Origin of the sequence: Phenylobacterium sp. LjRoot219, assembly GCF_964252995.1 — a bacterium.
In the GTDB taxonomy this organism is placed as follows: Bacteria; Pseudomonadota; Alphaproteobacteria; order Caulobacterales; family Caulobacteraceae; genus Phenylobacterium.
Genome location: NZ_CAXUQI020000001.1, coordinates 2,987,318 through 3,010,125 on the forward strand (window position 1 = coordinate 2,987,318; position 22,808 = coordinate 3,010,125).

24 protein-coding genes are annotated in these 22,808 nt (G+C 69.5%); 11 read left to right on the forward strand and 13 right to left on the reverse strand.

The window, feature by feature from the left end; all coding sequences use genetic code 11:
- Positions 1–11 precede the first annotated feature (11 nt).
- Together ACSQ14_RS14635 and ACSQ14_RS14640 are read right to left on the reverse strand one after the other, a co-directional pair.
- Positions 12–950: a DnaJ C-terminal domain-containing protein gene (locus ACSQ14_RS14635; RefSeq protein ID WP_436014000.1), complete on the reverse strand. Its 939-nt coding sequence runs from the start codon at positions 948–950 to the stop codon at positions 12–14.
- Between the two features lie 135 nt (positions 951–1,085).
- Positions 1,086–1,550 (reverse strand): YcgN family cysteine cluster protein, encoded by a 465-nt coding sequence (locus ACSQ14_RS14640; RefSeq protein ID WP_436014002.1) that lies wholly within the window; start codon positions 1,548–1,550, stop codon positions 1,086–1,088.
- A gap of 96 nt (positions 1,551–1,646) precedes the next feature.
- Here ACSQ14_RS14640 and ACSQ14_RS14645 point away from each other — a divergent pair, with 96 nt between their 5' ends.
- The 4 genes from ACSQ14_RS14645 (at position 1,647) to ACSQ14_RS14660 (ending at position 6,439) form a co-directional block, all read left to right on the forward strand.
- Positions 1,647–3,458, forward strand: a complete 1,812-nt coding sequence (locus ACSQ14_RS14645) for an ABC-F family ATP-binding cassette domain-containing protein (RefSeq protein WP_436015434.1) — start codon at positions 1,647–1,649, stop codon at positions 3,456–3,458.
- 478 nt (positions 3,459–3,936) lie between these two features.
- Complete coding sequence (locus ACSQ14_RS14650) at positions 3,937–4,938, forward strand: ABC transporter substrate-binding protein (RefSeq protein ID WP_436014004.1); 1,002 nt, start codon at positions 3,937–3,939, stop codon at positions 4,936–4,938.
- Positions 4,935–5,675: an ABC transporter ATP-binding protein gene (locus tag ACSQ14_RS14655; protein ID WP_436014006.1), complete on the forward strand. Its 741-nt coding sequence runs from the start codon at positions 4,935–4,937 to the stop codon at positions 5,673–5,675. Before ACSQ14_RS14650 ends, ACSQ14_RS14655 begins: the two co-directional genes overlap by 4 nt.
- The gene (locus ACSQ14_RS14660) at positions 5,672–6,439 is read left to right on the forward strand and encodes an ABC transporter permease (RefSeq protein WP_436014008.1); all 768 of its coding nucleotides are present in this window, start codon (positions 5,672–5,674) and stop codon (positions 6,437–6,439) included. The genes ACSQ14_RS14655 and ACSQ14_RS14660 overlap by 4 nt, the downstream gene beginning before the upstream one ends.
- 9 nt (positions 6,440–6,448) lie before the next feature.
- Here ACSQ14_RS14660 and ACSQ14_RS14665 read toward each other — a convergent pair whose 3' ends face one another.
- From ACSQ14_RS14665 to ACSQ14_RS14680, 4 genes are all read right to left on the reverse strand, one after another.
- Positions 6,449–7,828, reverse strand: a complete 1,380-nt coding sequence (locus tag ACSQ14_RS14665; RefSeq protein ID WP_436014010.1) for a hypothetical protein — start codon at positions 7,826–7,828, stop codon at positions 6,449–6,451.
- Positions 7,829–8,013: 185 nt separating this feature from the next.
- A complete protein-coding gene (locus ACSQ14_RS14670) occupies positions 8,014–9,612 on the reverse strand; it encodes a peptide chain release factor 3 (protein ID WP_436014012.1) in 1,599 nt (532 codons plus the stop codon).
- A gap of 56 nt (positions 9,613–9,668) precedes the next feature.
- Positions 9,669–10,712, reverse strand: a complete 1,044-nt coding sequence (locus ACSQ14_RS14675) for an ATP-dependent DNA ligase (RefSeq protein WP_436014014.1) — start codon at positions 10,710–10,712, stop codon at positions 9,669–9,671.
- A 52-nt stretch (positions 10,713–10,764) separates the two neighbouring features.
- Positions 10,765–11,097, reverse strand: a complete 333-nt coding sequence (locus ACSQ14_RS14680) for a DUF1491 family protein (RefSeq protein ID WP_436014016.1) — start codon at positions 11,095–11,097, stop codon at positions 10,765–10,767.
- Positions 11,098–11,258: 161 nt separating this feature from the next.
- Between ACSQ14_RS14680 and ACSQ14_RS14685 the strand changes: the two genes are divergently transcribed.
- The gene (locus ACSQ14_RS14685) at positions 11,259–12,122 is read left to right on the forward strand and encodes a hypothetical protein (RefSeq protein WP_436014018.1); all 864 of its coding nucleotides are present in this window, start codon (positions 11,259–11,261) and stop codon (positions 12,120–12,122) included.
- Positions 12,123–12,136: 14 nt separating this feature from the next.
- On the opposite strand, the gene ACSQ14_RS14690 is transcribed toward ACSQ14_RS14685, so the two are convergent.
- A complete protein-coding gene (locus ACSQ14_RS14690; protein ID WP_436014020.1) occupies positions 12,137–13,801 on the reverse strand; it encodes a sensor histidine kinase in 1,665 nt (554 codons plus the stop codon).
- Positions 13,802–13,980: 179 nt separating this feature from the next.
- Here ACSQ14_RS14690 and ACSQ14_RS14695 point away from each other — a divergent pair, with 179 nt between their 5' ends.
- Together ACSQ14_RS14695 and ACSQ14_RS14700 are read left to right on the forward strand one after the other, a co-directional pair.
- Positions 13,981–14,715: a sensor histidine kinase gene (locus ACSQ14_RS14695; protein WP_436014022.1), complete on the forward strand. Its 735-nt coding sequence runs from the start codon at positions 13,981–13,983 to the stop codon at positions 14,713–14,715.
- 44 nt (positions 14,716–14,759) lie between these two features.
- Positions 14,760–15,182, forward strand: a complete 423-nt coding sequence (locus ACSQ14_RS14700) for a SufE family protein (RefSeq protein WP_436014024.1) — start codon at positions 14,760–14,762, stop codon at positions 15,180–15,182.
- A gap of 10 nt (positions 15,183–15,192) precedes the next feature.
- Here the strand turns inward: ACSQ14_RS14700 and mopJ are convergent, their stop codons facing one another.
- Both mopJ and ACSQ14_RS14710 read right to left on the reverse strand, forming a co-directional pair.
- Positions 15,193–15,678 (reverse strand): motility/cell cycle regulatory protein MopJ, encoded by a 486-nt coding sequence (mopJ, locus tag ACSQ14_RS14705; protein ID WP_436014026.1) that lies wholly within the window; start codon positions 15,676–15,678, stop codon positions 15,193–15,195.
- A 181-nt stretch (positions 15,679–15,859) separates the two neighbouring features.
- A complete protein-coding gene (locus ACSQ14_RS14710) occupies positions 15,860–16,279 on the reverse strand; it encodes a MucR family transcriptional regulator (RefSeq protein ID WP_436014028.1) in 420 nt (139 codons plus the stop codon).
- A 526-nt stretch (positions 16,280–16,805) separates the two neighbouring features.
- On the opposite strand from ACSQ14_RS14710, the gene ACSQ14_RS14715 reads away from it, so the two are divergent.
- On the forward strand, positions 16,806–17,258 hold the full coding sequence (locus ACSQ14_RS14715) for a MaoC family dehydratase (protein ID WP_436014030.1): 453 nt from the start codon (positions 16,806–16,808) through the stop codon (positions 17,256–17,258).
- 52 nt (positions 17,259–17,310) lie between these two features.
- Here ACSQ14_RS14715 and ACSQ14_RS14720 read toward each other — a convergent pair whose 3' ends face one another.
- Complete coding sequence (locus tag ACSQ14_RS14720; RefSeq protein WP_436014032.1) at positions 17,311–18,138, reverse strand: trypsin-like serine peptidase; 828 nt, start codon at positions 18,136–18,138, stop codon at positions 17,311–17,313.
- A gap of 204 nt (positions 18,139–18,342) precedes the next feature.
- Here ACSQ14_RS14720 and ACSQ14_RS14725 point away from each other — a divergent pair, with 204 nt between their 5' ends.
- On the forward strand, positions 18,343–20,427 hold the full coding sequence (locus ACSQ14_RS14725; RefSeq protein ID WP_436014034.1) for a S9 family peptidase: 2,085 nt from the start codon (positions 18,343–18,345) through the stop codon (positions 20,425–20,427).
- On the forward strand, positions 20,424–21,041 hold the full coding sequence (locus ACSQ14_RS14730; protein WP_436014036.1) for an N-acetyltransferase family protein: 618 nt from the start codon (positions 20,424–20,426) through the stop codon (positions 21,039–21,041). Before ACSQ14_RS14725 ends, ACSQ14_RS14730 begins: the two co-directional genes overlap by 4 nt.
- 4 nt (positions 21,042–21,045) lie before the next feature.
- Here ACSQ14_RS14730 and ACSQ14_RS14735 read toward each other — a convergent pair whose 3' ends face one another.
- Positions 21,046–21,441 carry a DUF1353 domain-containing protein gene (locus tag ACSQ14_RS14735; protein WP_436014038.1) on the reverse strand — a complete coding sequence of 132 codons (396 nt, stop codon included), beginning with the start codon at positions 21,439–21,441 and terminating at the stop codon, positions 21,046–21,048.
- 90 nt (positions 21,442–21,531) lie between these two features.
- On the opposite strand from ACSQ14_RS14735, the gene ACSQ14_RS14740 reads away from it, so the two are divergent.
- The gene (locus tag ACSQ14_RS14740) at positions 21,532–21,948 is read left to right on the forward strand and encodes a glycine zipper 2TM domain-containing protein (protein ID WP_436014040.1); all 417 of its coding nucleotides are present in this window, start codon (positions 21,532–21,534) and stop codon (positions 21,946–21,948) included.
- Positions 21,949–21,960: 12 nt separating this feature from the next.
- Here the strand turns inward: ACSQ14_RS14740 and ACSQ14_RS14745 are convergent, their stop codons facing one another.
- Together ACSQ14_RS14745 and ACSQ14_RS14750 are read right to left on the reverse strand one after the other, a co-directional pair.
- On the reverse strand, positions 21,961–22,164 hold the full coding sequence (locus ACSQ14_RS14745; protein ID WP_436014042.1) for a hypothetical protein: 204 nt from the start codon (positions 22,162–22,164) through the stop codon (positions 21,961–21,963).
- Between the two features lie 125 nt (positions 22,165–22,289).
- Positions 22,290–22,673, reverse strand: a complete 384-nt coding sequence (locus ACSQ14_RS14750; RefSeq protein ID WP_436014044.1) for a response regulator — start codon at positions 22,671–22,673, stop codon at positions 22,290–22,292.
- Positions 22,674–22,808 lie beyond the last annotated feature (135 nt).

A 22,808-nucleotide genomic window follows, 5' to 3' on the forward strand; every position in this document is an offset into this window, starting at 1 on the left:
CGCGGCGGGGGCTACTTCCGCCGCCGGGGCGTATAGGGCCGATCGCGCCGCCAGCTTTCGGCGAAGGCCTCCAACGCGGGATCGGCGCCGTCGGGCAGCACCACCGTGAGCCTGGCGAACAGGTCGCTGCGGCGGCCCTGGGCATCCGACAGCCCCCGCCCCTTCAGGCGCAGCCGTGTCCCCGTGTTGGCCCCCCGGGGCACGGTGAGCGTCACCGGGCCGTCGGGAGTCGGCGCCTCGACCTTGCCGCCCAGGACGGCGTCATAGACCGTCACCGGCACGTCCATGACCAGCACCTCGCCTTCCTGACGGAAGATCGGATGCGGCAGGATGGCCAGTTCGATGAAGGCGTCGCCGGGACCGGAGCGGCCGGAATGCCCCTGGCCCTTCAGCCGCAGGGTCTGGCCCTCCTGGGCCCCCTTCGGAATCGTCACGTCGATGGTGCGGCCGTCAGAGAAGGCGATCCGCCGCTTGCCGCCGCGGATCGAGTCCTCGAGGTCGATCTCGAGCTTGGCCCGCACGTCGGAGCCGCGCTGGGAGAAGCCGCCGAAGCCGCCCCCCGCGCCGCCGCCGCGCGCGCCGCGGGCGCCGCCGAACATCTCGCCGAGGATGTCGCCCAGGTCGACGCCTTCGAAGTTCTCGCTCTGCGGCCCGCCGTTGCCGCGCCGGGAGAAGCCGCCCGCCCCTTGCCCCCACGGGCCGCCGGCGTAGCCGCGCGCCGTCTCGCGGCCGTCCGCGTCGATCTCGCCGGCGTCGAACTTCCGGCGCTTCTCGGCGTCGCCCAGGATGTCGAAGGCCGCGCTGACGCGCTTGAAGCGCTCTTCCGCCTGCTTGTTGTCGGGATTGGTGTCGGGATGGTGCTGTTTGGCGAGCTTGCGGAACGCCTTGCGGATCTCGTCGGCGTTCGCCGAACGAGTCACGCCCAGTTCCTGATACGGGTCGCGCGCCAAAATCTTCAGCCCTCTACTTTCGCTGACGGTGAGTTCGCCGTTGTAGATTGGCCCGGGATCACATGCACGCAAGGCCGAATGTGACAAAAATGCCACATACGGTGTAGCTATGCAAGCGCCGTATGCGCGCCGCGGTTAGGTGGGTCCGCGCTCGTCGATCAGGTCCCAGGCGGTGAAGTCGAGCGCGTCCTCCGGATCGGCCAGCGCCGCCTCGTTCACGGTCTGGCCGCGCACCGAAACGCCGGCCCGATGCGTGCTCTCCGGATCCCCGGTGATCAGCGGATGCCAGGACGGCAGGTCGCGGCCTTCATGCAGGCGCCGGTAGGCGCAGCTTTTCGGCATCCACTCCAGCGCCTCGATGTTGTGCGGCGTGAGCTTGATGCAATCGGGCACGTGCCGATGCCGGTCCGCATAGTCGCTGCAGCGGCAGAGCTGACTGTCGAACAGCTTGCAATGCACCCGGGTGGGAATGACCTCGCCGGTCTCCTCGTCCTCGAAACGGACGAGGCAGCAGAGGCCGCAACCGTCGCAGAGGCTCTCCCATTCCCGAGCCGTCATCTGCTCGAGAGTCTTCCTGCGCCAGAAGGGTTCGCCCGTCATGGCGCGCATCTAGACCCGCTGACCGCCAGCCCCAATAGGCGACGTGCAAATGTGATCGCGCCGTCGCGGCCTTGCTAACGGGCCGTAAGCCGTTATCTGACCCCGCCAATGAGAGCACCCATAGTCGCCCTGAAGGACGTCCGGCTCGCCGACGGTCCGAAGATGATGTTCGACGGCGTCGACCTGGGCCTGGAGCCGCGCGTGCGCGCCAGCCTCGTCGGTCGCAACGGCGCGGGCAAGTCGACCCTGCTGCGGGTGCTCGCCGGCGAGATCCAGGCGGACGAGGGCGAGCGCACCGTCACGCCCAGCCTGCGGATCAGCTTCGTGCGCCAGGAGCCGGACATCACCGGCGCCACCCTGCTGGACTTCGCCACCGCCGGCGGGGCCGAGTCATACGAAGCCGAAGCGGCGCTGGAGACCTTCGGGCTCGATCCGCTGAAATCGACGCAGGGTCTCTCCGGCGGCGAGACGCGCCGCGCGGCGCTCGCCCGGGCCTTCGCCGAGGACCCCGACGTCCTGCTGCTCGACGAGCCGACCAACCACCTGGACATCCTGGCCATCGAGACGCTCGAAGCCGAGCTCGAAGCCTCGCGCGCAGCGGCGCTGATCGTCAGCCACGACCGCACCTTCCTGGAGCGGGTGACCCGCCGCTGCTTCTGGCTGGAGCACCGCCAGGTGCGGCGGCTGGACCAGGGCTTCGCCGGCTTCGACGCCTGGGCGGAAAAGATCGAGGCGCAGGAGGCTGAGGAAGCCCGCCGGCTCGATAAGGAGCTCGAGCGCGAAGAGCATTGGATGGCGCGCGGCGTCACCGCGCGGCGGGCCCGCAACGAAGGCCGGCGCCGCAAGCTGCTGGCCCTGCGCGAAACCAGGTCCGAGCGGCTGAAAGACTCCCGCGGCCAGCTGAACATGGGCATCGCCAGTTCCGGGGTCTCCGGCCAGCGGGTGGCCGAGGCCAAGGAGATCTCGAAGACGTTCGGCGAGCGGACGCTCTTCAAGACCTTCTCGACGCGCATCCTGCGCGGCGACCGGATCGCCATCGTCGGGCCGAATGGGGTGGGCAAGACCACCCTGGTGAAGATCCTGCTCGGCGAGCTTGCGCCGGACACCGGCGAGGTGAAGCTCGGGACCAACCTGGAGGTCGCCTACATCGACCAGGCGCGCGCGGCGGTCTCCGGCGACGCGACGCTGAAGGACATCCTGACGCCGCACGGCGGCGACCAGGTGATGGTGCGCGGCCAGCCCAAGCACGTCGCCGGCTACGCCAAGGACTTCCTGTTCCGGGACAGCCAGCTGCGCCAGCCGGTGCGAACCCTGTCCGGCGGCGAGCGCAACCGCCTGCTGCTGGCGCGGGCGCTGGCCACGCCGGCCAACGTCCTGGTGCTCGACGAGCCGACCAACGACCTGGACATGGACACCCTCGACCTGCTCGAGGACCTGCTGGCCGATTACGAAGGCACCTTGATCCTGGTCAGCCACGACCGCGATTTCGTTGACCGCCTGGCCACCTCGACCATCGGGCTCGACGGCAAGGGGCGGGTCGTCGAGACGCCGGGCGGCTGGCAGGACTTCCTGTCGCAGAACCCGGGCTTCTTCGCTCCGCCGGTGATCAAGACCCCGGTCAAGCCTGCGACGGCCGCTGCAAAGCCGCCGCCGCCGCGGCCGAGCAAGCTGTCGTACAAGGACCAGCGGCGGCTCGCCGAGCTTGAGGCGATGACGACCACCGAGCTGCCGGCCAAGATCTCAACCCTGGAGACTAGCCTCGCCGATCCCGCGCTCTATGCGCGCGATCCCGCCGGCTTCGAGCGGCTGAGCCAGGCGCTGGAAGCCGCCCGCACCCAGCTGGGCGCTGCCGAAGAGGAATGGCTCGCGCTCGAGGAGCGCCGCGAGGCCCTCGAAAGCGGACGCTGAGCCAGCGCCAGGCCGACGCAAGTCACGGAAATTGCTTCGCTTTCATCGAAGGCCTGGGTGTTAACCATTCGTTCACAGACAGTTGCACTCGCACGCGCTGTTCGACGCTTGCCGGATCCGTAATCCAGGCGCACCGTCTACTTGCCAACAGGAACGGCGCGCAAGCAAACCCGGGAAACCGGATAGCAAGCGGACCAGCTCTCGGAAGCGGAACCAGGGAAACCAGGAACCAAAATCGAGAACCGATCGCGACGGAAACCAGCGGGGCGACCCGCGAAACTGAAGTCGCAGCATCTTGAAGGCTCAGATCTCCCAACGGATCTGGATGAGAGGGCGACGCCCCGGCAATCCCGGAGCGCCGCCCCCTTTTCGTTGTGGGCGCCGCGGCAGCCATGGCCGCGAAACGAGCGCCGCCTTATTGGCGCCGGCGCGCCGCCGCCCTACCCTCCGCCCGCCGTTCCCGGGGGGAGCCTGTTCGATGAAATTCCTGCGTCCGATCGTCGTCGCTTTGGCGGCTGTGCTGGCGGCGTGCTCGCCTGGCAAACAGGAGGCCCGCTCAGGCGACGCCGGGGGCCAGACGTTGATCCGCTTCGCCACCGACTGGCGCGCCCAGGCGGAGCAAGGCGGCTTCTACCAGGCGCTGGCGACCGGCGAGTACCAGAAGCGCGGCCTGGACGTGAGGATCATCCAGGGCGGTCCGGGCGTGAACGTGCCGCAGCTGCTCGCCGCCGGCGCGGTCGAGATGGGCATGGGCTCGAACAGCTTCATCGTCATGAACCTGGCGCAGCAAGGCGCGCCGGTGAAGGCGGTGGCCGCCTACTTCCAGAAGGACCCCCAGGTGCTGATGGCCCACCCGGGCCAGGGCGTGAACACGATCGCCGACCTGAAGGGCAAGCCGATCCTGCTCTCGGACGCCTCGGTCAGCGCCTTCTGGGTCTGGTTGCGCGCCAAGTACGGCTTCACCGACGACCAGATCCGCAAGTACACCTTCAACGCCGCGCCCTTCCTGGCCGACAAGCGCGTCGCCCAGCAGGGCTATGTGACCAGCGAGCCCTACACCATCGAGAAGCAGGCCGGCCTGAAGCCGCAGGTCTTCCTGCTCGCCGACAACGGCTACCCCGGTTACGCCAACATGGCGCTCGCGCCTGACAGCCTGATCGCCAAGAACCCGGCGGCGGTGCAGGCCTTCGTCGAGGCGACGGCGAAGGGGTGGCAGGACTACCTCTACGGCGATCCGCGTCCGGGCGATGCGCTGATCCGCAAGGACAATCCCGAGATGACCCAGGACGTGCTCGACCAGGCGCGCGAGAAGATGCGCACCTATGGCCTGGTCGATTCCGGCGACGCCAAGACGCTGGGAATCGGGGCCATGACCGATGCGCGCTGGCGCGAGTTCTTCGACATGGCCGTGAGCCAGGGCGTCTATCCGAAGACGATGGACTTCAAGCGCGCCTACACGCTGCAGTTCGTGGGGAAATGAGCGTCGCGGCGCTCACGGACGTCGAGGTCGACTATCCGCGCCGCGGGCGGGCCCTGGGCCCGTTCAGCCTGACGCTGGCGCCGGGCGAGATCGTCGCCCTGGTCGGCCCCTCGGGCTGCGGCAAGTCCACCGCGATGCGGCTGCTAGCGGGGCTGGAGACGCCGGCCCGCGGCGACGTCACCCGCACGCCGGGCCGCGGCGAAACCGCCGTGGTCTTCCAGGCGCCGACGCTGGCCCCCTGGCTGAGCGCCCGGGCCAACGCGGCCCTGCCGCTGGAACTGGCCGGGGTCGGGGGCGAGGCCGCGGCGCGCCGCGCCGACGCGGCGCTGGCGCGCGTCGGCCTGGCGGGGTCGGAGACGGCGCGGCCCGCGCAGCTTTCCGGCGGCATGGCCATGCGCGTCTCGCTGGCCCGCGCCCTGGTCACCGAGCCGCGACTGCTGCTGCTCGATGAACCGTTCGCGGCGCTGGACGAGATCACCCGCCGGGCGCTCGCCGATGACGTGCTGCAGCTCTGGGCCGCCTCGAAGCCGGCGATCGTCTTCGTCACCCACAATGTCGAGGAGGCGGTCTACATGGCCTCGCGGGTGATCGTCATGACCCCGGGCCCCGGCCGCATCGCCGGCGAGATCAGGGTTCCCGGCTCCGCCCCGCGGCCGCACGGGTTTCGCGCGACGGCCGAGTTCCGCACTGCCGCGGAGCGGGTCTCCGACCTGCTGGCGGAGGCCTGCGCCCGATGACCCGCCTCGCCGAGAAAGTCGCGCCGCTCGCCTTCGCCGCCGTGCTGCTGGCGATCTGGGAGCTCGCCTGCCGCGGCCTCCACGTCCCCGCATACTTCCTGCCGCCGCCGAGCGCGGTGGCCCGCGCGCTGGTCGCCAACTTCCCGGTGCTGGCGGCGGCGGCCTGGAAGACCTTCTCCGTCGCGCTCATCGCCCTGGTCATCGCCAGCCTCGCGGCGCAGCTGCTCGCGGTGCTGATCGGGCTGCATCCGCTGCTGGAAAAGGCGGTCCGGCCGCTGGCCTCGGTCATCCAGGTGACGCCGGTGATCGCCATCGCGCCGCTGGTGTTGATCTGGGCCGGCATCGACCATCCCGAACGGGCGATCATCGCGCTCGCCGTGCTGGTCGCCTTCTTCCCGATCTTCTCCGGCGCGGTCACCGGCCTGCGCGCCGCCGATCCAGATCTCGAGCGGCTGTTCGACCTCTATGGCGCGAGCCGCTGGCGACGCGTCTTTCGCCTGCGCCTGCCCTCGGCCGTTCCGTTCCTGCTGGAGGGCCACAAGGTGGCCGCCGGCCTCGCGGTGATCGGCGCCGTGGTGGCGGAGTTCGGCGCCGGCTCGGGCGGCGTCCGCGGCCTCGCCTGGCAGATCCTCGACGCCGGCAACAAGCTGCAGACCGACCGGATGATCGCCGCGCTGGTGCTGCTGGGCGTCATGGGGATCGCCTTCCACGCCATTCTCGAGGCCGTGGAGCGGGTCGGCCTGCGCTGGTGGCGCGGCCGCTGACGGCCGGTCTCAGGCGGCGCGGCGGTCCTGCCGCGCGGGAAGCCGCAGCCGGGCCAGCGCGTCGGACGCCATGACGCTGAGGCTGCGCAGCCCTTCGTCGGCGAACACCTCGAAGGCCGCCTCCAGCGCCAGGAGCGCCGCGGCGCGCATGCCCCGATCCTGGCCGGTCAGCTCGAGGCGGGCCTCGTAGAGCCGGGCCAGGTGCAGCTGGTTCACCGCCCAGCCGACAGGATCGCGCCGCGCCTGCTGGCCGCCCAGCTCGATCTTCATCGCCGCCTCGGCGATGTCGAGCACCGCCAGGTCGCCGGTGACTTCCGCCGAGCGCGCCAGGCAAACGGCGCGGGCGTTCGCCGCCAGACCGCGCAGCGGCATCGCCGGAATGTCCTTCAGCACCAAGTTCGCCCGGTCGTAGCAGGTGACCGCCTGCTCGAAGGCGCGGCCGTCGCCGCAGGCTTCACCCAGCATCTGCAGGGTCTCGGCCAGCGCCAGTTGGACCCGGGCCCAGTCCAACGGACTGTGGTCGCGGGGCAGTTGCTCCAGCGCATCGGCGAGCACGGCGGCCGCGCGGGCCACCGCCTCGACATCGCCGGTCAGGCCGCCCCATAGCGTCAACGCATGGCCGCGCATGACCTCGGCCCGCGCCCAGCTGAGCGGCTCGTAATCGGGGTTGAGGCGCGCGGCCGCGGCCGCGGCGTCGTCGATGGCGCGCTTCAGCAGGCTGTCGTCCTTGAGTCGCGCGCCGAAACTGCAGAGCAGGTCCGCCCGATCCAGCCGCGCATCGGCGGCGAGACTGCGCGCCGCCGCGCTGCGTCGGCTCAGCACCTCCAGGGCGGCGATCGGCGCGGAGAACCGGTCGGCCAGCGCGTGCGCCTCCTCCGGGGTCGCCCGCATCAGGGCTTCCCGCGCGGCGATCACCGCCAGCCCGATGTCGGCCTGCGCCGCCGGCGCGCCGCCGCGGGCGTGCCCACGGGCTTCGCGGAAGGCGACTTCCGCCGCCGCATTGAGACCGAGATCGCCGAACAGCTCGGCGCCGGCGAGCGCGCACAGCGCCTGTTCGCAGCGGGCGCGGGCCCAGGCTTCCGGCCGGCGGCCGGCGTCGAGGCCGGCGGTCGCCGCCTCGGCCGTAGCCGCCGCCTTGCGCAGATGGACGACATCGCCGGTGCGCCGCGCCGCTTCGCGCCAGACGAAGGCCGCCTCGATCCGCCGCTCGGACTTGTCGCGGCCGTTTGGCTGGCCGGCCGCGGCGTCGGCCGCCTGGCCTTCTTGCAGCAGCAAATTGACGTCGAGCAGTTCAAGCAGAGCGCCGTCGCCGCCGGTCAGTCCCTCGCCCGAACCGAAAGCCGATTCCGCGCCGAACAGTCGCTTCAGCTCCCGACCTAGCTCGAACATGCCGCGGCTCCGATCACGCAGCCGTCTCGGGATGAGACGATCCGCTTGGACTATCACCTGCGACCAGCAAAGCCGGAGCTGAGACCTTTAACAATCCCTTAACTTCTTGCGTATGGTTAACAGAGTGTGACCATCCACAATAAAGCGTCGCGCCGTGGAGCAATCGGCCGGGATACGATCGGGGCTTAGGCGCGCTCCTTCGAGCGTTCGAGCGTCACCTTCGGGAAGCGCTCGGTGACGTAGCCGATCTCCCAGGCGGACTTGGCGAGGAAGACCGGCTGCTCGTCGATGTCGACGCCCATGGCCATCCGGTGCTTGCTCTGGAAGTCCTCGAGGTCGGCCTTCTCACCCGACAGCCAGCGGGCCTCGGCATAGGGGCTAGCCTCGAAGATCACCTCGAGCTGGTATTCGTTGGCCAGCCGGTCGGCCATAACCTCGAACTGCAGCTGGCCGACCGCGCCGACGATGAAGTCGGCCCCGATCACCGGCCGGAACAGCTGGGTCACGCCCTCCTCGGCCAGGCCTTCCAGCGCCTTCTTCAGGTGCTTGGCCTTCAGCGGATCCTTGACCCGCACGCGCTGCAGGATTTCCGGCGCGAAGTTCGGCAGGCCGGCGAAGCGCAGCGTCCCGCTTTCCGAGAGGCTGTCGCCGACCCGCAGCACGCCGTGGTTCGGGATGCCGATGACGTCGCCGGCGAAGGCCTCCTCGGCCAGCTCCCGGTCCGAGGCGAAGAACATGATCGGCGCGTTGACCGACAGCTGGCGGCCGGTGTTCTGCACCTTCAGCTTCATGCCGCGGTTGAACCGGCCCGACGTCAGCCGCAAGAACGCGACCCGGTCACGATGGTTCGGGTCCATGTTCGCCTGGATCTTGAAGACGAACCCCGAGACTTCGCGATCGCCGGGGGCGACGTGGGTTTCGTCGCCGTTCTTCACCGCCGGCACCGCCTTCGGCGGCGGGGCATAGGCGCCCAGCCCCTCGAGCAACTGATCGATGCCGAAATGGCGCAGCGCCGAGCCGAAGAACACCGGCGTCATATGGCCTTCCAGGAAGGCCTGCGGGTCAAATGGCTTGGCGGCCTCCTGGACCAGCATCGAGCCTTCTTCGAGCTCGGCCTGTTCGTCCGCGTCCAGGTAGCTGACCATGGCGTTGCCGCGGAAGGCGACCGGCTCGGGATGGCCCTCGTCGTTGGCGGAGGTCTTCTTGGCGAACGGGATGAACTGCTCGCGGCGCAGGTCGAGCATGCCGCGGAAACGCCCGCCGGAGCCGGCCGGCCAGTAGAGCGGCGCCGGGTCGAGCGCCAGCTTGGAGGCGATCTCGTCCAGCAAGGCGAACGGGTCCTGCGCCTCGCGGTCCATCTTGTTGATGAAGGTGACGATCGGGATGTCGCGCAGCCGGCAGACCTCGAACAGCTTCAGCGTCTGCGGCTCGATGCCCTTGGCGGCGTCGAGCACCATGACTGCTGCGTCAGCGGCCGTCAGCGTCCGGTAGGTGTCTTCCGAGAAGTCCTCGTGGCCCGGCGTGTCCAGCAGGTTGAACATCAGGCCGTCGTGGTCGAACGTCATCACGCTCGCCGACACCGAGATCCCGCGCTCGCGCTCGATCTTCATCCAGTCGGACCGGGTCCGCCGGTTCTCGCCGCGCGCTCGCACCTGGCCCGCCGCGCGGATGGCGCCGCCGGCCAGCAGCAGATTCTCGGTGAGGGTCGTCTTGCCGGCGTCAGGGTGCGAGATGATCGCGAAGGTGCGCCGGCGGGCGGCCTCGGCCGCGGGGGAGTTGCTCATGCCCGGCAGGTAGCGCGCGGGGGCGGCGTAGGCAAATGCGCCGCGGCGGTTAATCGCTAGTGCGACGTCTCGCGCACCAGCCGCGCCGGCGAGGCCTCCGGCCGTAGTTGCTCCAGCGTGCACTGCGCGGGATCCTTGTCCGGCCGCCAGCGCACGATCTTCGTGCCGTGCCGGAAGCGCTCGCCGGTGACGTGGTCGTAGCGCACCTCGACGACCAGCATCGGGCGCAACGGGACCCATTCGGTGGAGCGCTCGCCGGACCAGCGGCTCGGTCCGCCGGGCGCGGCGCCGGTGAAGCCTTCGCCGCCGGCCAAGGCCTCCAGCCGGCGCGTCAGCGCCGCCCGCTCGGCGTTCGAGATGGTGGAGGTGAAGCCCACATGGTCCAGCCGGCCGGCGTCGTCGTACAGCCCCAGCAGCAGCGAGCCGACCTCGCGCCCGCCCTGCTCATAGCGGAAACCGCCGACCACGCAGTCGGCGGTGCGCATCCGCTTGATCTTCAGCATCGCCCGCTCGCCGGCGGCGTACGGCCCATCGAGGCGCTTGGCGACCACCCCATCCAGCGCCGCCCCGACCTCGGACAGCCAGGCGCAGGCCTCTTGGCGATCCTCGGTTCCCGGGGACAGGCGGACAGCCGGCGGCTGGCCCCAGCGCGCATAAAGCGCCTCCAGTTCGGCGCGCCGACGCGTGAACGGCGCATCGACCATCGACCGGCCGCGGGAATCCAACAGACAGTCGAACAGCACCAGGCAGGCGGGCGTCTCGGCCGCCAGCTTGCGCACCCGGCTCTCGGCGGGATGCAGGCGCAGTTGCAGCGCCTCGAACGACAGCTCGCCGTCGACCGCGATCGTCAGCTCTCCGTCGACCACGAACCGCTCGCTCGGCGCCGCCCGCAGCGCCGCGGCCATGTCGGGAAAGTACCGCGTCAGCGGCTTGCCGGACTTGGCTTTCAGCTCCACCTCGTCGCCCGCGCGGAAAGCGAGGCACCGGAACCCATCCCACTTCGGCTCGAAGCGCCAGCCGCCGTCACGCGGGATCTCATCGACGAGCTTGGCCTCCATGGCGGCCAGGTCGCGCGGCACGGGCAGGTCGGAAAGTCCCATCCAGGGCCAATTCGCCGCCGCCTCGCCCGTTCCCGTGCAGGGGGCGCAAGCGTCAGGTCGCCTCAACCGGCTCGGTCAGGAAGTGACGGCCCTGACGGTCCTCGATCTCGACGACCCAGACGTCCGGATCGACGCGGACCGCGCGCTCTATGTAGCGGTCGAGCTCCGCTTCCTGGTCCGACTTCGCCGGCTGCATCCAGACCTGTTCGCCGTCCATGCGCGTCGCCTCGGCATAGAGTCGCGAAGTCCCGTCGCCGCGATTGACCGCCTTCACCAGAACAGCGCCGGCGCGGGTGTCGCCCTTGCGGGCGACGACGGCGAAAGCGCCGCCCAGTTCAGCGCGACGGATCAAGGCGCCGACCCAGAGTTCGGTGTGGAGCAGCATGGGGCGGAAGATGCTCAGAAGCCGCGCCCCCTGTCACCCTTCGAGGCGCTAACCGAACGGCAAGGAGCCCCGCTTAGGGTGGGCCGAGGCTCGCCGGAGCCGCCAGAACGAAGATTGACGCATTGACCAGCACGCGCAGAGCGCGGCCGGCGTCTCGGTGGATGGGGTTGCTGGGCGCGGCTTTGACGGCGGCGGCGCCGGACTTCGCGCATGCGCAGGTCCTGGACCTCGTCTACGAGCGCACGGTCATGACCGCCGCCGACGAGCGGTGCGGCCTCTTCGCGCCGGAAATTTCGGCCGCCTTGGCGGCGGCGCAGGCGCAGGTCCGCGGCGCAGCGCTGCGCGGCGGCGTCGATCCGAGCGCGCTGAACGCGCTCGAACGGCGGGCGCAGAACCAGGGCTGGTCGGCCAACTGCCGCTCCGGCGACCTCGAGATCGCCGCCGGCCGGGTCCGCAACGCCTTCGCCGGCTTTGCGCGCATTCAACGGATCGACTACCCGGGCGAGATCGCCGGCTGGCGCGCCGACCGCACCGGCCCTGGCGCGATCCGCTGGCGGCTGGCCCAGCAGAGCCGCTTCGGCGGCGACCAGATGACCTTCGGGCTGGCGGGGCGGGACGCCCTGGGCGTCGTGCTCGCGGTCGCCGAGTTCGCTGACCGCCAGGAGCCCTATGGGGCGCGCCTGCTGCTGCGCGACCATGCCCGCAGCTCCGGCCCCTATCTCGATCGCGTCGGCGGCGCGAACCAGGGCTTGCCGCTCGAGCGGCGCATGCCGCCGCGCGCGGCGCTACGGATCTTCACCGCCGAAGCGCGGAGCCAGGCCGGCGCCGATCTGCTGCCCAAGTACGGGCGCACCGGCTGGGCGTTCCGGTTTCCGCCGCGCGCGGCGCGCGAGCTCGCCCAGCTGGATCCGCGCGAAGCGGTCGCGGTTGAATTCCTGTTCGCCGGCGACGAGGTCCGGCGCGCCTACATCGAGGTCGGGGATTTCGCGGCCGGCAAGGCGTTCCTGACGCTCACCCGCCGCTGAGCGGGCCCGGGGGCTCAGCCGCCAGCGGCTGCAGCCTGCACGACCATCTCGCCGTCGCTCAGGACCGGCATGCGGACGATCACTGTCGCGCCTTCGCCCAGGGCGCTTTCGATGCTCATTTCGCCGCCGTGCAGCTGGGCGAAAGCGCGCACCAGGGACAGGCCGAGCCCAGAGCCTGCCGCCTTCTGGCTGGGATCCCCGGCCTGCTCGAACGGCCGGCCGAGCCGCTCCAGATCATCCGGCGCGATGCCGACGCCTGTGTCGGCGACGATCAGCTCCAGCGTATCGCCCGCCGCCTGTAGCGTCAGCGTGACGGCCCCGCCGCGCGGTGTGAACTTCAGCGCATTGGACAGCAGGTTCAGCGCGATCTGCTTGACGGCGCGCCGGTCGGCGTAGGCCGGCATCGCGTCCGGCGGCAATACGCCGCGCAAGCTCACGCCCGCCCGGTCCGCCTGGCCGCGCATCAGCCGCAGCGCCGCCGAAATCGCGTCGCGCGCGTCGAACGCCTCGCGCGCCAGCTCGAAGCGGTCCGCTTCGATCTTCGACATGTCGAGCACGTCGTTGATCAGCTCCAGCAGGTGGGCGCCGGACTCGTGGATCAGTTCCGCATAGTCCGCGTACCGCTCCGAGATCGGCCCGAACAACCGCTGCCGCATGATGTCGGAGAAGCCCATGATGGCGTTCAGAGGCGTGCGCAGCTCATGGCTCATGTTGGCCAGGAAGCGGCTCTTGCCGGCGTTCTGCTGCTCGGCGGCGACCCGCGCGGACTCCAGATCGGCCTCCCGCGCCCGCTGGCCGCGCGCATCGCGCACGGCGGCGACGATGCGGATCTTGCTCATCCGGCGCAGCGAGAGCTCCCACCAGCCGTCCGCGTCGTGGGCCGGCCGGAAGGCGATCTCGGCCGAGCCTGCGCTCACCGCCCGCTGCAGGGCGTCCTCCACCGCGGCGCGATCGTCGGCGTTGGCCAGATCGCCGAAATTGCGGTCGACCAGGTCGCGCGCTCGCCAACCGGGCGGCGGTTGGCCGAAAGCTTCGAGGATGCGCCCGCCGGGGTAGAGGTCGAGCAGCAGCTGCGGCTGATTGTCGAGCACCTCGAGCAGCCCGGTCTCGAGATCGTCGCGCGCGCGGCGCTCCTGAGTCAGCTCGGCGTGCAGCACGACCAGCGCAGTCCCCAGCGCGAGCGCCACGCCGGCCAAGCCGACCAGGCTGAGCCAAGGCTCGGCCGCCGCGGGCGGCGCCGGCAGGGACAGCAGGGCCGAGCTGAGAGCCGAAATCGCCGCCGCCGCCAGCGCGCCGGCGGCGCCGAGCGGCAGCAGGTCGGGCTTGCGGAACGCAGCAGCCGCGGCGAGGGGCGCCAGGCACCAGGCCGCCAGCGGTCCCAGAGCGCCGCCGGACATCAGCACCGCCGCGGTCATCGCCAGCGTCCACGCGACCACCACGGCGGCGCGGATCCGTTCACCCGCACCCGCAAGCAGCGCGCCCGCCAGCCCCGAGGCGACCCCCAAGGCCAGCGGCGCCAGGTCCGGCCCGGACGTCAGGTGGCCCGCCGCAACCAGGCCCGCGCCGCACAGCGCCACGCCGGCCGCCCAGGCCAGGTGCCAGCCCACCGCAAAGCGCGAGCCGACCAGACGTCGTCTCGACTTCAGCGGCGGCCGCCGTGTGCGGCGGATCGGAGTCAAAGCTCTTGCACCCGCGGTTGCTCCTCCATTGGACCGACCCTAACGCCAGAGATGAGTCCCGGTAAGGCGGCTCGCCTGCCACGCGACTGATTGCGACGCGCACGCGACAGGGGAAACGAAATCGTAAGTGGGCCCGGGCATTCTGCAGTCCTCGGAAACGGAAGGCCCAGCGCCTCGCCATGACGACCCAGATCGCCAGCGGCGCGGCGCAGCCCGCACCGATGTTCGACGACCAGAAGCGCTCCTTCCTGCGCGTGGTCAGTCACGAGCTGCGTACCCCTCTGAACTCAATCCTGGGCTTTTCCGAGATCCTCGCCTCGGAGCTCTATGGCCCATTGGGGACCGAGCAGTATCGCCAGTATGCCGAGATCATTCGCAGCAGCGGGGAAAAGCTCCTCAATCTTGTGAATCAGGTGGTGGAAATCGCCCGGCTGCAGATGGGCGATATCGAACTCAACCCGCAACCGCAGGCTCTCGGCCCGATCATCGAGGCCCTCGGCGAGAGTTCGCAGCAGATGCTGACCGATCGTCGCCTCCGCCTGCAAGTGGAATTGGGCGACAGCACCGAGGTGTTGGCCGACAGCCGGGCGCTGCGCACCATCCTGACCAACCTAATGCAGAACGCGATCGCCTTCTCTCCGGAGGATGCGATGATCGCGATCAGCGCCCAGCATCGTGAAGACCGCCTGGAGATCGTGGTCCGCAACGAGGGGGCCGGCGTCGATCCGAACGACCTGCCCCGCCTGCTGCGCCCGTTCGAACAGGGCCAGAACGCCCTGACGCGCCACGGCGAAGGCGCCGGGCTCGGCTTGGCGATCTGCAACCTCGCCTGCCAAGCGATGGGGGGCCGGCTGCGGCTGGTCTCGGCGCCTGGAGAGGGCTTCGCTGCGCATATTGAGCTGCCCGCCGCCTGACGCCAGTTGCGGAGCATGGCCGGCGATCTTAAGTCGCCCCTAGAATGAATGTGATCAACGACACCCTGGAAGACCTCGCCGCGGAGTTCGAGCTGCTCGGCGATTGGGAAGAGCGCTACCGCTACATCATCGAACTTGGCCGCGAGCTCGCGCCGCTCAGCGACGCCGAACGCAATGACGGCAACAAGGTCCGTGGCTGCGCCAGCCAGGTCTGGCTGATCACCGAACCGCAGGCCGACGGCACGCTGCGCTTCCGCGGCGATTCCGACGCGCACATTGTGCGCGGCCTGATCGGCATCCTGTTGCGGCTCTATTCCGATCGCCCGCCCGGCGAGATCCTGCGGTTCGACGCCAAGGCGGCGTTCGAGAAGCTTGGGATTGTCGGCGCGCTCTCGGCTCAGCGCTCCAACGGGCTGGCCTCAATGGTCACCCGCATCCGTCGAGACGCGGAGCTCGCCCCCGCCTAGGGCGCGACGTCTAGGCTGCGCGAATGCCCGAAGCGGCTGGCGCCATGCCGACGACCGCGTCAAAGCCCAGGATCATGTCGACGTCGCGGCCATTGGTGGCCAGCGGCAGCCGCAGCCACAGGATCGACAGGTGCGAGGCCCCGCGCCAGGCGAGGTTGTGCGCGCCAACCGATGGCCGCCGTTCCTTGACGACCTGGGCGAGCTCCGAGCGCCAGTACTCGGCGGCCGAGCCGGCATAGACCTCGCTGACCATCCGCCCGGTGATCTCGCGGCCGTAGACGCCGTAAAGCGCCGTCCCGGCGAGGCGGACGCGGAAGTCGAGCTGCTCCGGAAGCACGTCGATCAGGCTGACGGTGGGCAGATGGCGCTTGAACCGCCCAGGATCGATGTCGCGACGTCCGGGCAGCCGGCCGCTCCCCCGCAAGGAGGCCCAATAGGCGAACAATTCCTCGTGCGCTCGGGCCGCCGCGGCGGGGGCCCCGATTTGCGCCGCCATCTTCAGATTCCTTAACAAGCGCTTGGAATCATAACGATTCATTTATCGCCTGAAGCGCGAATCGGCGGCAAGTCAAAATTGTGGCGAAGATCAGATTTCCGCCGCAGTGCGGCCGCTGCGCACAAAAAAGGACGCCCGCCGAAACGGCGGGCGTCCTCAGATCAGAGCTGCAGGAGCGCGCTTAGCGCTTCTTGCGCGGGGCCTGACGGCCGCCTTGGCCGAGGCCCATCTGCTTGGCTAGATCCGAACGCGCCTTGGCGTAGTTCGGGGCTACCATCGGATAGTCCTTCGGCAGGTTCCACTTCGCCCGGTATTCCTCCGGGCTCATGTTGTACTTGGTCCGGAGGTGACGCTTCAGCGACTTGAACTTCCGGCCGTCCTCAAGGCAGACCAGATAGTCAGGGGTGATCGAGCGCCGAACCGGGACCGCCGGTTCTTTCGGCGCAGCTTCCGGCGCCTCTTGCCCGGCCGACACGCCCGCGAGCGCGCGATGCACGCTCTGGATCAGGCCCGGCAGGTCCGCCGCGGCAACGCTATTGTTGCCCACGTAGGCGGAGACAATATCCGCCGTCATCTCGATGACTTCCGACTTCTCGTCCATTCTTGTCATTCCATGGGATCTGCGAGCGGAAGGCCGCAGATGCGATTCACATCATCAGTAGCGGGTCCTAACGGCAACTCGGAGCAAGCACAAGCACAAGAATGATTATTATGCACGAATTCACCTTACCCATTGCACAATAAAACGAGATCAGAGGCGGAAGCTGAGGTCCAATGGACCCACGCTCAAGAAGCCGCCGTAACGCACGTCACCGATTTCTGGCTCTGCCGGAAGTTGGCCGCAGTACGCATAACCCAGGTATCAAGAAGATCATTTGACATGTGAAGCGAACGGCCACGCCTTCGCGTCTTACGACCTGCGCCCCGCAGCGCGGACCTATCATCCGCCCGCCGAACGCTCAGCGCGGGCGTCGGGACACCACGCCGCAGCGATTTGCCCCACGCGCCGCCGCGACATACCGCCGACAAGCTGTACAAGCAGCTGCTCCGTGCAGCCGACTTCGCTAAAGAAGCCGCGCGAACTGTTTGACGGGCCCTAAGCGCTGGGGCGGGGGGAGAAACACCGGATGAGGAAGGTTGAGTACAAGGACCTCGCCAGACTGGCCGGCGAAGAAGTCGGGGTCTCCGACTGGGTCGAGGTTTCTCAGGACCGCGTGAACAGGTTCGCCGAAGCGACCGGTGACTTTCAATGGATCCACGTCGATGTCGACCGCGCTGAGCGGGAGATAGGCGGCACGATCGCCCACGGCTATCTGACGGTGTCCCTGATCCCCCTCCTCGGCGACAGCCTCATGGAGGTGCAGGGCGTCGAGCGGGCCCTCAACTACGGCTCCGACAAGGTTCGCTTCGTCAACGTGGTGAAGGTCGGCAAGCGGGTGCGGATGCGCACCAGGCTGCTCGCCGTCGACGCCAAGGCCGGCGGGCTGCAGGTGAAGGCCGAGAACACCATCGAGATCGAGGGCGAAGCGAAGCCGGCCTGTATCGCCGAGGCCATCACCCTCTACCTCCCCGCCGCCTAGCGGTCGGGATCGGCGGATTCGGGTCCGCGCCGCAGGAACGGACCCGCCCGCCTCAGTTCGGCGTCGCCGCCTCTTCGGCCGAGGCCGCCTTGGCGCCGGAGACCGGCTGGCTGTAGGCCAGCGTCACCGGCGCAGCCGGATTGTCGACCAGATCCATCGTCTCGCGGATGTACTTCGCGTGGGTGACGATGCCGATCTCCAGGCGTTCGTTGTTCAGTTCGACCTGCTGCGTCAGCAACCCGGCGATGAACTGCCCGTCCTGGCCCGGCTGGCCGCCGGCCGCCGCCCGTTGCAGTCCGCTGCGCATGAACACCGGCCCACCGGAATTGCCCGGGAACACCGAGAAATCGAGCAGGAAGGTCGGGAAGATCTTCGCCGGAGCCACCGGATAGGAGGCGACCCGGCCCGACCGCAGGATCGGGAAGCCCGCCTGGTTCGCCGCCAGCCCGCGCGGGAAGCCCAGCGCCATCATCTCGTCGCCAGCCTCGACGCGGTAGCGGTCGAAGGTGTCGTCAGCAGCGAGGTAATCCTTCGGGATCGCCGCCCGGGCGAACTCCGGCGGCGCGGAGATGACGATCGCCGCCACGTCGCGCGCCGGGTGATGCGTCCACAGCTCCTTGCCGCCCTCGCGGATCTTCAGCGACTGGGGCGAGTAGCTCCAGCTGCCGTCCGCATTGGCGACCCGATAGCCGATGCGGGCGACATCGCCCGGCATCTGCTTGAAGACGTGGTTGGCGGTGACCAGCACCGTCCGAGGCCGCCCATCGGGCGACGTTTCAGAGATGAGAAACCCCGTTCCGACTGTGCGCGTGCCGTTGCCGAGCGGTTGCTCAAGCTGAACCGTCGCGTGCATCAGTTCGACGGAGAGATCCATATTCATTTGGAACCCCGACGACTTGACAATAACTACGCCCTTCGCGTCTTTGCGCGATCTCGATGTAGCTTAAATGTCTCAGAAACTGAGGTCCGCGCCAAGGACAGAGCGCGTGGTAGAGTTGCGCCCAAGCGACGCGGGCGCCGCGTCGCGCCACGAATCTCAGCCGCGCCTTGAGCCCATCTCTCGGGCGACGCATTTATGGCGGCGATGACCACGCCCTCCCCGCCGATCGCCCTTAAGGATCCCCAGCGGATCGAACAGCTCGACCGCGTTCGCGTCGACGACTACGCCTGGATGAAGGACGACAACTGGCAGCAGGTGCTGCGCGACCCCAAGGTCCTGCGCGCCGACGTCCGCCAGCATCTCGAGGCCGAGAACGCCTACACCAAGGCCATGCTGGCGGCGACCGAGCCGCTGCAGGCCCAGCTGTTCGCCGAGATGAAGGGACGCATCAAGGAGGACGATTCCTCGGTGCCGGCCCCGGACGGACCGTGGGACTACTACGCCCGCTATGAGATCGGCGCGGAGCATCCGCGACACGCCCGACGTCCGCGCGGCGCGACCGAAGGCGAGCAGGTGCTGCTCGACGAAGACGCCCTGGCCAAAGGCAAGGCCTACTATCACGTGGGCGCCGCCGGCCACAGCCCGGACCACGCTCTGTTCGCCTGGGCCGCCGACGAGCAGGGCTCCGAGTACTTCACCATCCGCATGAAGGACCTCGCCTCCGGCCAGGAGATCGGCCAGCCGATCGAGAGCGCCTATGGCGACTTCACCTTCTCCCCCGACAGCCAGCACATCTTCTGGATCTGGCGCGACGAGAACGCCCGGCCGTCCAAGGTCTTCCGCCGGCCCGCCCGCGGCGGCGAGGACGTGCTGGTCTATGAGGAGAAGGACGAGGGCATGTTCCTCGGCGTCGCCCGGGCCTCCGACGACAGCCACATCCTGATCCACGTCGGCAACCAGGAGACCACCGAGCTGTGGCTGATCCCGGCCGCCGATCCCACGGCGGCCCCGGTCGTCGCCGAGCCGCGCCGCGTCGGCGTGAAGTACGAGCTCGACCACTGGAGCGACCGTTGGGTGATCCGCACCAACGACGACGGCGCGGTCGACTTCAAGCTCAGCGTCTCCGAGGCGGCCGTGCCGGCGAAGGCGACCTGGCGCGACTGGATCGCCCATGAGCCGGGCCGCTTCATCACCGGCTTCGCCGCCTACGCCGGCCATCTGGTGCGCGCCGAGCGGGTCAATGCGCTCGACAGGCTGGTGGTCACCGCCCGCGACGGGGGGACCCACGAGATCGCCTTCGCCGAGGAGGCCTACGCCCTGCATCTCGAGGGCGGCTACGAGTACCAGACGACCACCACCCGCTTTGTCTACCAGTCGCCGACCACGCCCAGGCAATGGTTCGACTACGACCTGGAGAGCCGCGAGCGGACGCTGCGCAAGACCCAGGAGATCCCGTCCGGCCACGATCCGTCGCGCTATGTCGCGCGCCGGCTCTATGCGACCGCGACCGACGGCGAGCAGGTGCCAATCACCGTCCTGATGCTCAAGGACACGCCGCTCGACGGCTCCGCGCCGCTGCTGCTGTACGGCTACGGCTCCTATGGCCACGCCATGGAGCCGAGCTTCTCGATCCGCAATTTCAGCCTGGTCGACCGCGGCTGGATCTATGCGGTCGCGCACATTCGCGGCGGGTCGGACAAGGGCTGGGGCTGGTTCCTCGACGGCCGGCGCGAGACCAAGACCAACACCTTCACCGACTTCATCGCCTGCGCCGAGCACCTGGTCGCCGCCGGCTACGGAACCAAGGGCCGCATCGCCGCCTACGGCGGCTCGGCTGGCGGCATGCTGGTGGGCGCCATCGCCAACCTGCGGCCGGACCTCTGGGGCGCGATCATCGGCGCGGTGCCGTTCGTCGACGTGCTCAACACCATGAGCGACACCAGCCTGCCGCTCACCCCGCCCGAATGGCCGGAGTGGGGCAATCCGCTGGAGGATGCCGAGGCCTACGACCGGATCGAGAGCTACAGCCCCTACGACCAGGTCAAGGACCAGGCCTATCCGGCGGTGCTCGCCACCGGCGGCCTGTCCGATCCGCGCGTCACCTATTGGGAACCGGCGAAATGGGTCGCGAAGCTGCGCGACCACACCACCGGCGAGGCGCCGATCCTGCTGAAGATCAACATGGAGGCCGGCCACGGCGGCGCCTCTGGCCGCTTCGACTTCCTCAAGGAGATCGCCCTCGACTACGCCTTCGCCATCTGGGCGCTCGACAAGGGCTGGAAGCAATGAGCGCCGACGCCTCTCCTCCCCCTCTGGGCGAGGCGGACCGCGACGCGGTGGAAGGGGCTCGCCGCCCCCTGCTGATCCGCGCCGCGACCGAAGCCGACGCCGCGGCGCTGGCGGCGATCTACGGCCATCACGTCCTGCACGGGTTCGGCACCTTCGAGGAGGTTCCGCCCGCCCCGGCCGAGATGGACCATCGACGCCGCGCCATCGTGCAGCACGGCCTGCCCTATCTCGTCGCCGAAGAAGCCGGGCAGGTCCTCGGCTACGCCTACGCCGCGCCGTTCCGGGCGCGCGCCGCTTATCGCTACACGGTGGAGGACAGCGTCTACATCGCCCCCGACGCGACTGGCCGCGGCCTCGGCCGCGCTCTGCTCTCGGCGGTGCTGACCGCCTGCGAGGCCATGGGCCTGCGCCAGGCGCTCGCCGTCATCGGCGACTCCGAGAACGCGGCCTCCATTGGCCTGCACCGGGCGCTCGGCTTCGAGCCCGCCGGCGTCGGCCGAAACGTCGGCTACAAGCACGGCCGCTGGGTGGACATCGTCTGGATGCAGAAGGCGCTGAACGGCGGCGACGCCGGCGCGCCGGACGCTGTGGGGCTCACCCTCTCCGGCCACTGACCGGTCAGTGGCCCCAGCCGCCCCGCCCGCAGACTCGGACCGCGGCCCACAGCAGCGCCCGCTTCCACGCCGGCGCGCCGAGCACGCCCAGCGCCTCGCGAAAGATCCCGTCCGCCTGGCCGCGGCTGTAGCGGCCGCCCAGACCGCGAGTGGCGTAAAGATAGTCATGAATGACAGCTGCCTTGCCGCTCCGGTGATTTGCAGCGCGCTGCAAGGGTTCAAGCGAAACCCCGGCGGCGGCGCGTAGCGACTGCGCCAGACAAGGCTGCTGGATCTGGCGCGTCTGGCCGGCGTCATCGCCCACCACTTCGACCGTGCCATTTCGTGAATGACGGGTCGATTTGCACCCGTCCGCAAGCCCTGCCGCCGGCCGATCCGCTCGCGCCTGAACGCTGCACAACGAGCACCTCAAAACCCGTTCAGCGGCGGCGCTGTCTACTGCCCTCAACGTCGAGGCTTACGGCCTCGCCCCAGACAGGAGACCCGAACGATGAAAAAGATCGTCGCCCTTTCCGCCACCGCCCTGGCCGTGCTGACCGCCGGGACCGCCGTCGCCACGCCCAGCCTGGCGCGCGACTACCGCGGCTACGGCTACTACGACGACGCCTGCCGCACGAAGCAGACCAACAACGGAACCGCCGGCGCGGTGATCGGCGGCGTCGCCGGCGCGGTGCTGGGTTCGAACGTCGCCGGCCGCGGCGACCGCACCGAAGGCGCGGTGATCGGCGGGCTGGCCGGGGCGCTGCTCGGCAACAGCGTCGGCCGCAGCAACGCCAAGTCCTCGACCGCCTGCGACGCGCGCGACTACGGCCGCGTCAGGTACAACCCTAGCGCGCCCTACTATGGCAACCCGTACGACCGGGGCCACGGCTATCGGGACTACCGCTCCAGCGGCTACCGGTATTGATGCGCAGGCGGCCTACTGCAGGGTCGCCTGTGAAGGCGCCGGGGCCGCGCTGTGCGGCCCCGCGCCGTCGAGGCCGGGCGCGAACCCCGCCAGATCCAGGGTCTCGGCGATCTGCTCCATCGCCTCGCCCAGGGTGATCGGCGCATTGGCGGACGAAGCGATCGTCACCACGCGCTGAATGTGCTTGAGCGCAGTCTCGCAGTGGGTCTCGGTCATGGCGTGGCCGTCCGCTGATAAGAGGGGAGCGCAGCAGGAAACGGCGCGCGCCCGCGGAAGTTGCCAAATGATTGCGCCCCGCGGCGGCAAAAAACCAGGGTTATGTCAGATTAGTGAGCGGCCGATCAGGCCGCCGAGGCGCGGGCGCCCGCCGGGATCATCTGCAGCAACATCTCGCACAGCGGCCGCAGGGTCACCGGCTTGGGAATGAAGCCGTCGAAGCCGAGCTCGCGGTATTGGGCCGCGTCGCGCGACAGGTCGGCGGTCAGCGCGACGACCGGCGCGCCGCGGTTCGGCCCCTTGCGCAACCGCAACTCCCGCAGCACGTCGAACCCGCTCATCTCCGGCATGTGAATGTCGGTGAGCACGATGTTGAAGGACTCTCGCGCCAGTACTTCAAGCCCCTGCTCGGCCGACGAACAGCAGGTGACCGACACCTGGAGCGCCTCGAGCATCGCGGCGACGACCCGAAGGTTCACCTCGTTGTCGTCGATGTAGAGAACACGCATCGCCGCGTGTGCGTCTCGTTCGACTGGAAACATGGGTCAGGCCCCCGCCCAATACCGCAATACTGAAGTTTATCTGGCGACCGGCGTACTTAAGACATTACGAACGCAGGGCGCGAACTCCGGCGAAATTGAGCG

What these genes read in the sequence shown, in the direction of transcription:
- ACSQ14_RS14640 (WP_436014002.1), bottom strand. Translation starts at nt 1,550, where the DNA reads ATGACGGGCGAACCCTTCTGGCGCAGGAAGACTCTCGAGCAGATGACG.
- ACSQ14_RS14650 (WP_436014004.1), top strand. Translation starts at nt 3,937, where the DNA reads ATGAAATTCCTGCGTCCGATCGTCGTCGCTTTGGCGGCTGTGCTGGCG.
- ACSQ14_RS14655 (WP_436014006.1), top strand. Translation starts at nt 4,935, where the DNA reads ATGAGCGTCGCGGCGCTCACGGACGTCGAGGTCGACTATCCGCGCCGC.
- ACSQ14_RS14660 (WP_436014008.1), top strand. Translation starts at nt 5,672, where the DNA reads ATGACCCGCCTCGCCGAGAAAGTCGCGCCGCTCGCCTTCGCCGCCGTG.
- ACSQ14_RS14665 (WP_436014010.1), bottom strand. Translation starts at nt 7,828, where the DNA reads ATGTTCGAGCTAGGTCGGGAGCTGAAGCGACTGTTCGGCGCGGAATCG.
- ACSQ14_RS14670 (WP_436014012.1), bottom strand. Translation starts at nt 9,612, where the DNA reads ATGAGCAACTCCCCCGCGGCCGAGGCCGCCCGCCGGCGCACCTTCGCG.
- ACSQ14_RS14675 (WP_436014014.1), bottom strand. Translation starts at nt 10,712, where the DNA reads ATGGGACTTTCCGACCTGCCCGTGCCGCGCGACCTGGCCGCCATGGAG.
- ACSQ14_RS14680 (WP_436014016.1), bottom strand. Translation starts at nt 11,097, where the DNA reads ATGCTGCTCCACACCGAACTCTGGGTCGGCGCCTTGATCCGTCGCGCT.
- ACSQ14_RS14685 (WP_436014018.1), top strand. Translation starts at nt 11,259, where the DNA reads ATGGGGTTGCTGGGCGCGGCTTTGACGGCGGCGGCGCCGGACTTCGCG.
- ACSQ14_RS14695 (WP_436014022.1), top strand. Translation starts at nt 13,981, where the DNA reads ATGACGACCCAGATCGCCAGCGGCGCGGCGCAGCCCGCACCGATGTTC.
- ACSQ14_RS14700 (WP_436014024.1), top strand. Translation starts at nt 14,760, where the DNA reads ATGAATGTGATCAACGACACCCTGGAAGACCTCGCCGCGGAGTTCGAG.
- mopJ (WP_436014026.1), bottom strand. Translation starts at nt 15,678, where the DNA reads ATGGCGGCGCAAATCGGGGCCCCCGCCGCGGCGGCCCGAGCGCACGAG.
- ACSQ14_RS14710 (WP_436014028.1), bottom strand. Translation starts at nt 16,279, where the DNA reads ATGGACGAGAAGTCGGAAGTCATCGAGATGACGGCGGATATTGTCTCC.
- ACSQ14_RS14715 (WP_436014030.1), top strand. Translation starts at nt 16,806, where the DNA reads ATGAGGAAGGTTGAGTACAAGGACCTCGCCAGACTGGCCGGCGAAGAA.
- ACSQ14_RS14720 (WP_436014032.1), bottom strand. Translation starts at nt 18,138, where the DNA reads ATGAATATGGATCTCTCCGTCGAACTGATGCACGCGACGGTTCAGCTT.
- ACSQ14_RS14725 (WP_436014034.1), top strand. Translation starts at nt 18,343, where the DNA reads ATGACCACGCCCTCCCCGCCGATCGCCCTTAAGGATCCCCAGCGGATC.
- ACSQ14_RS14730 (WP_436014036.1), top strand. Translation starts at nt 20,424, where the DNA reads ATGAGCGCCGACGCCTCTCCTCCCCCTCTGGGCGAGGCGGACCGCGAC.
- ACSQ14_RS14740 (WP_436014040.1), top strand. Translation starts at nt 21,532, where the DNA reads ATGAAAAAGATCGTCGCCCTTTCCGCCACCGCCCTGGCCGTGCTGACC.
- ACSQ14_RS14745 (WP_436014042.1), bottom strand. Translation starts at nt 22,164, where the DNA reads ATGACCGAGACCCACTGCGAGACTGCGCTCAAGCACATTCAGCGCGTG.
- ACSQ14_RS14750 (WP_436014044.1), bottom strand. Translation starts at nt 22,673, where the DNA reads ATGCGTGTTCTCTACATCGACGACAACGAGGTGAACCTTCGGGTCGTC.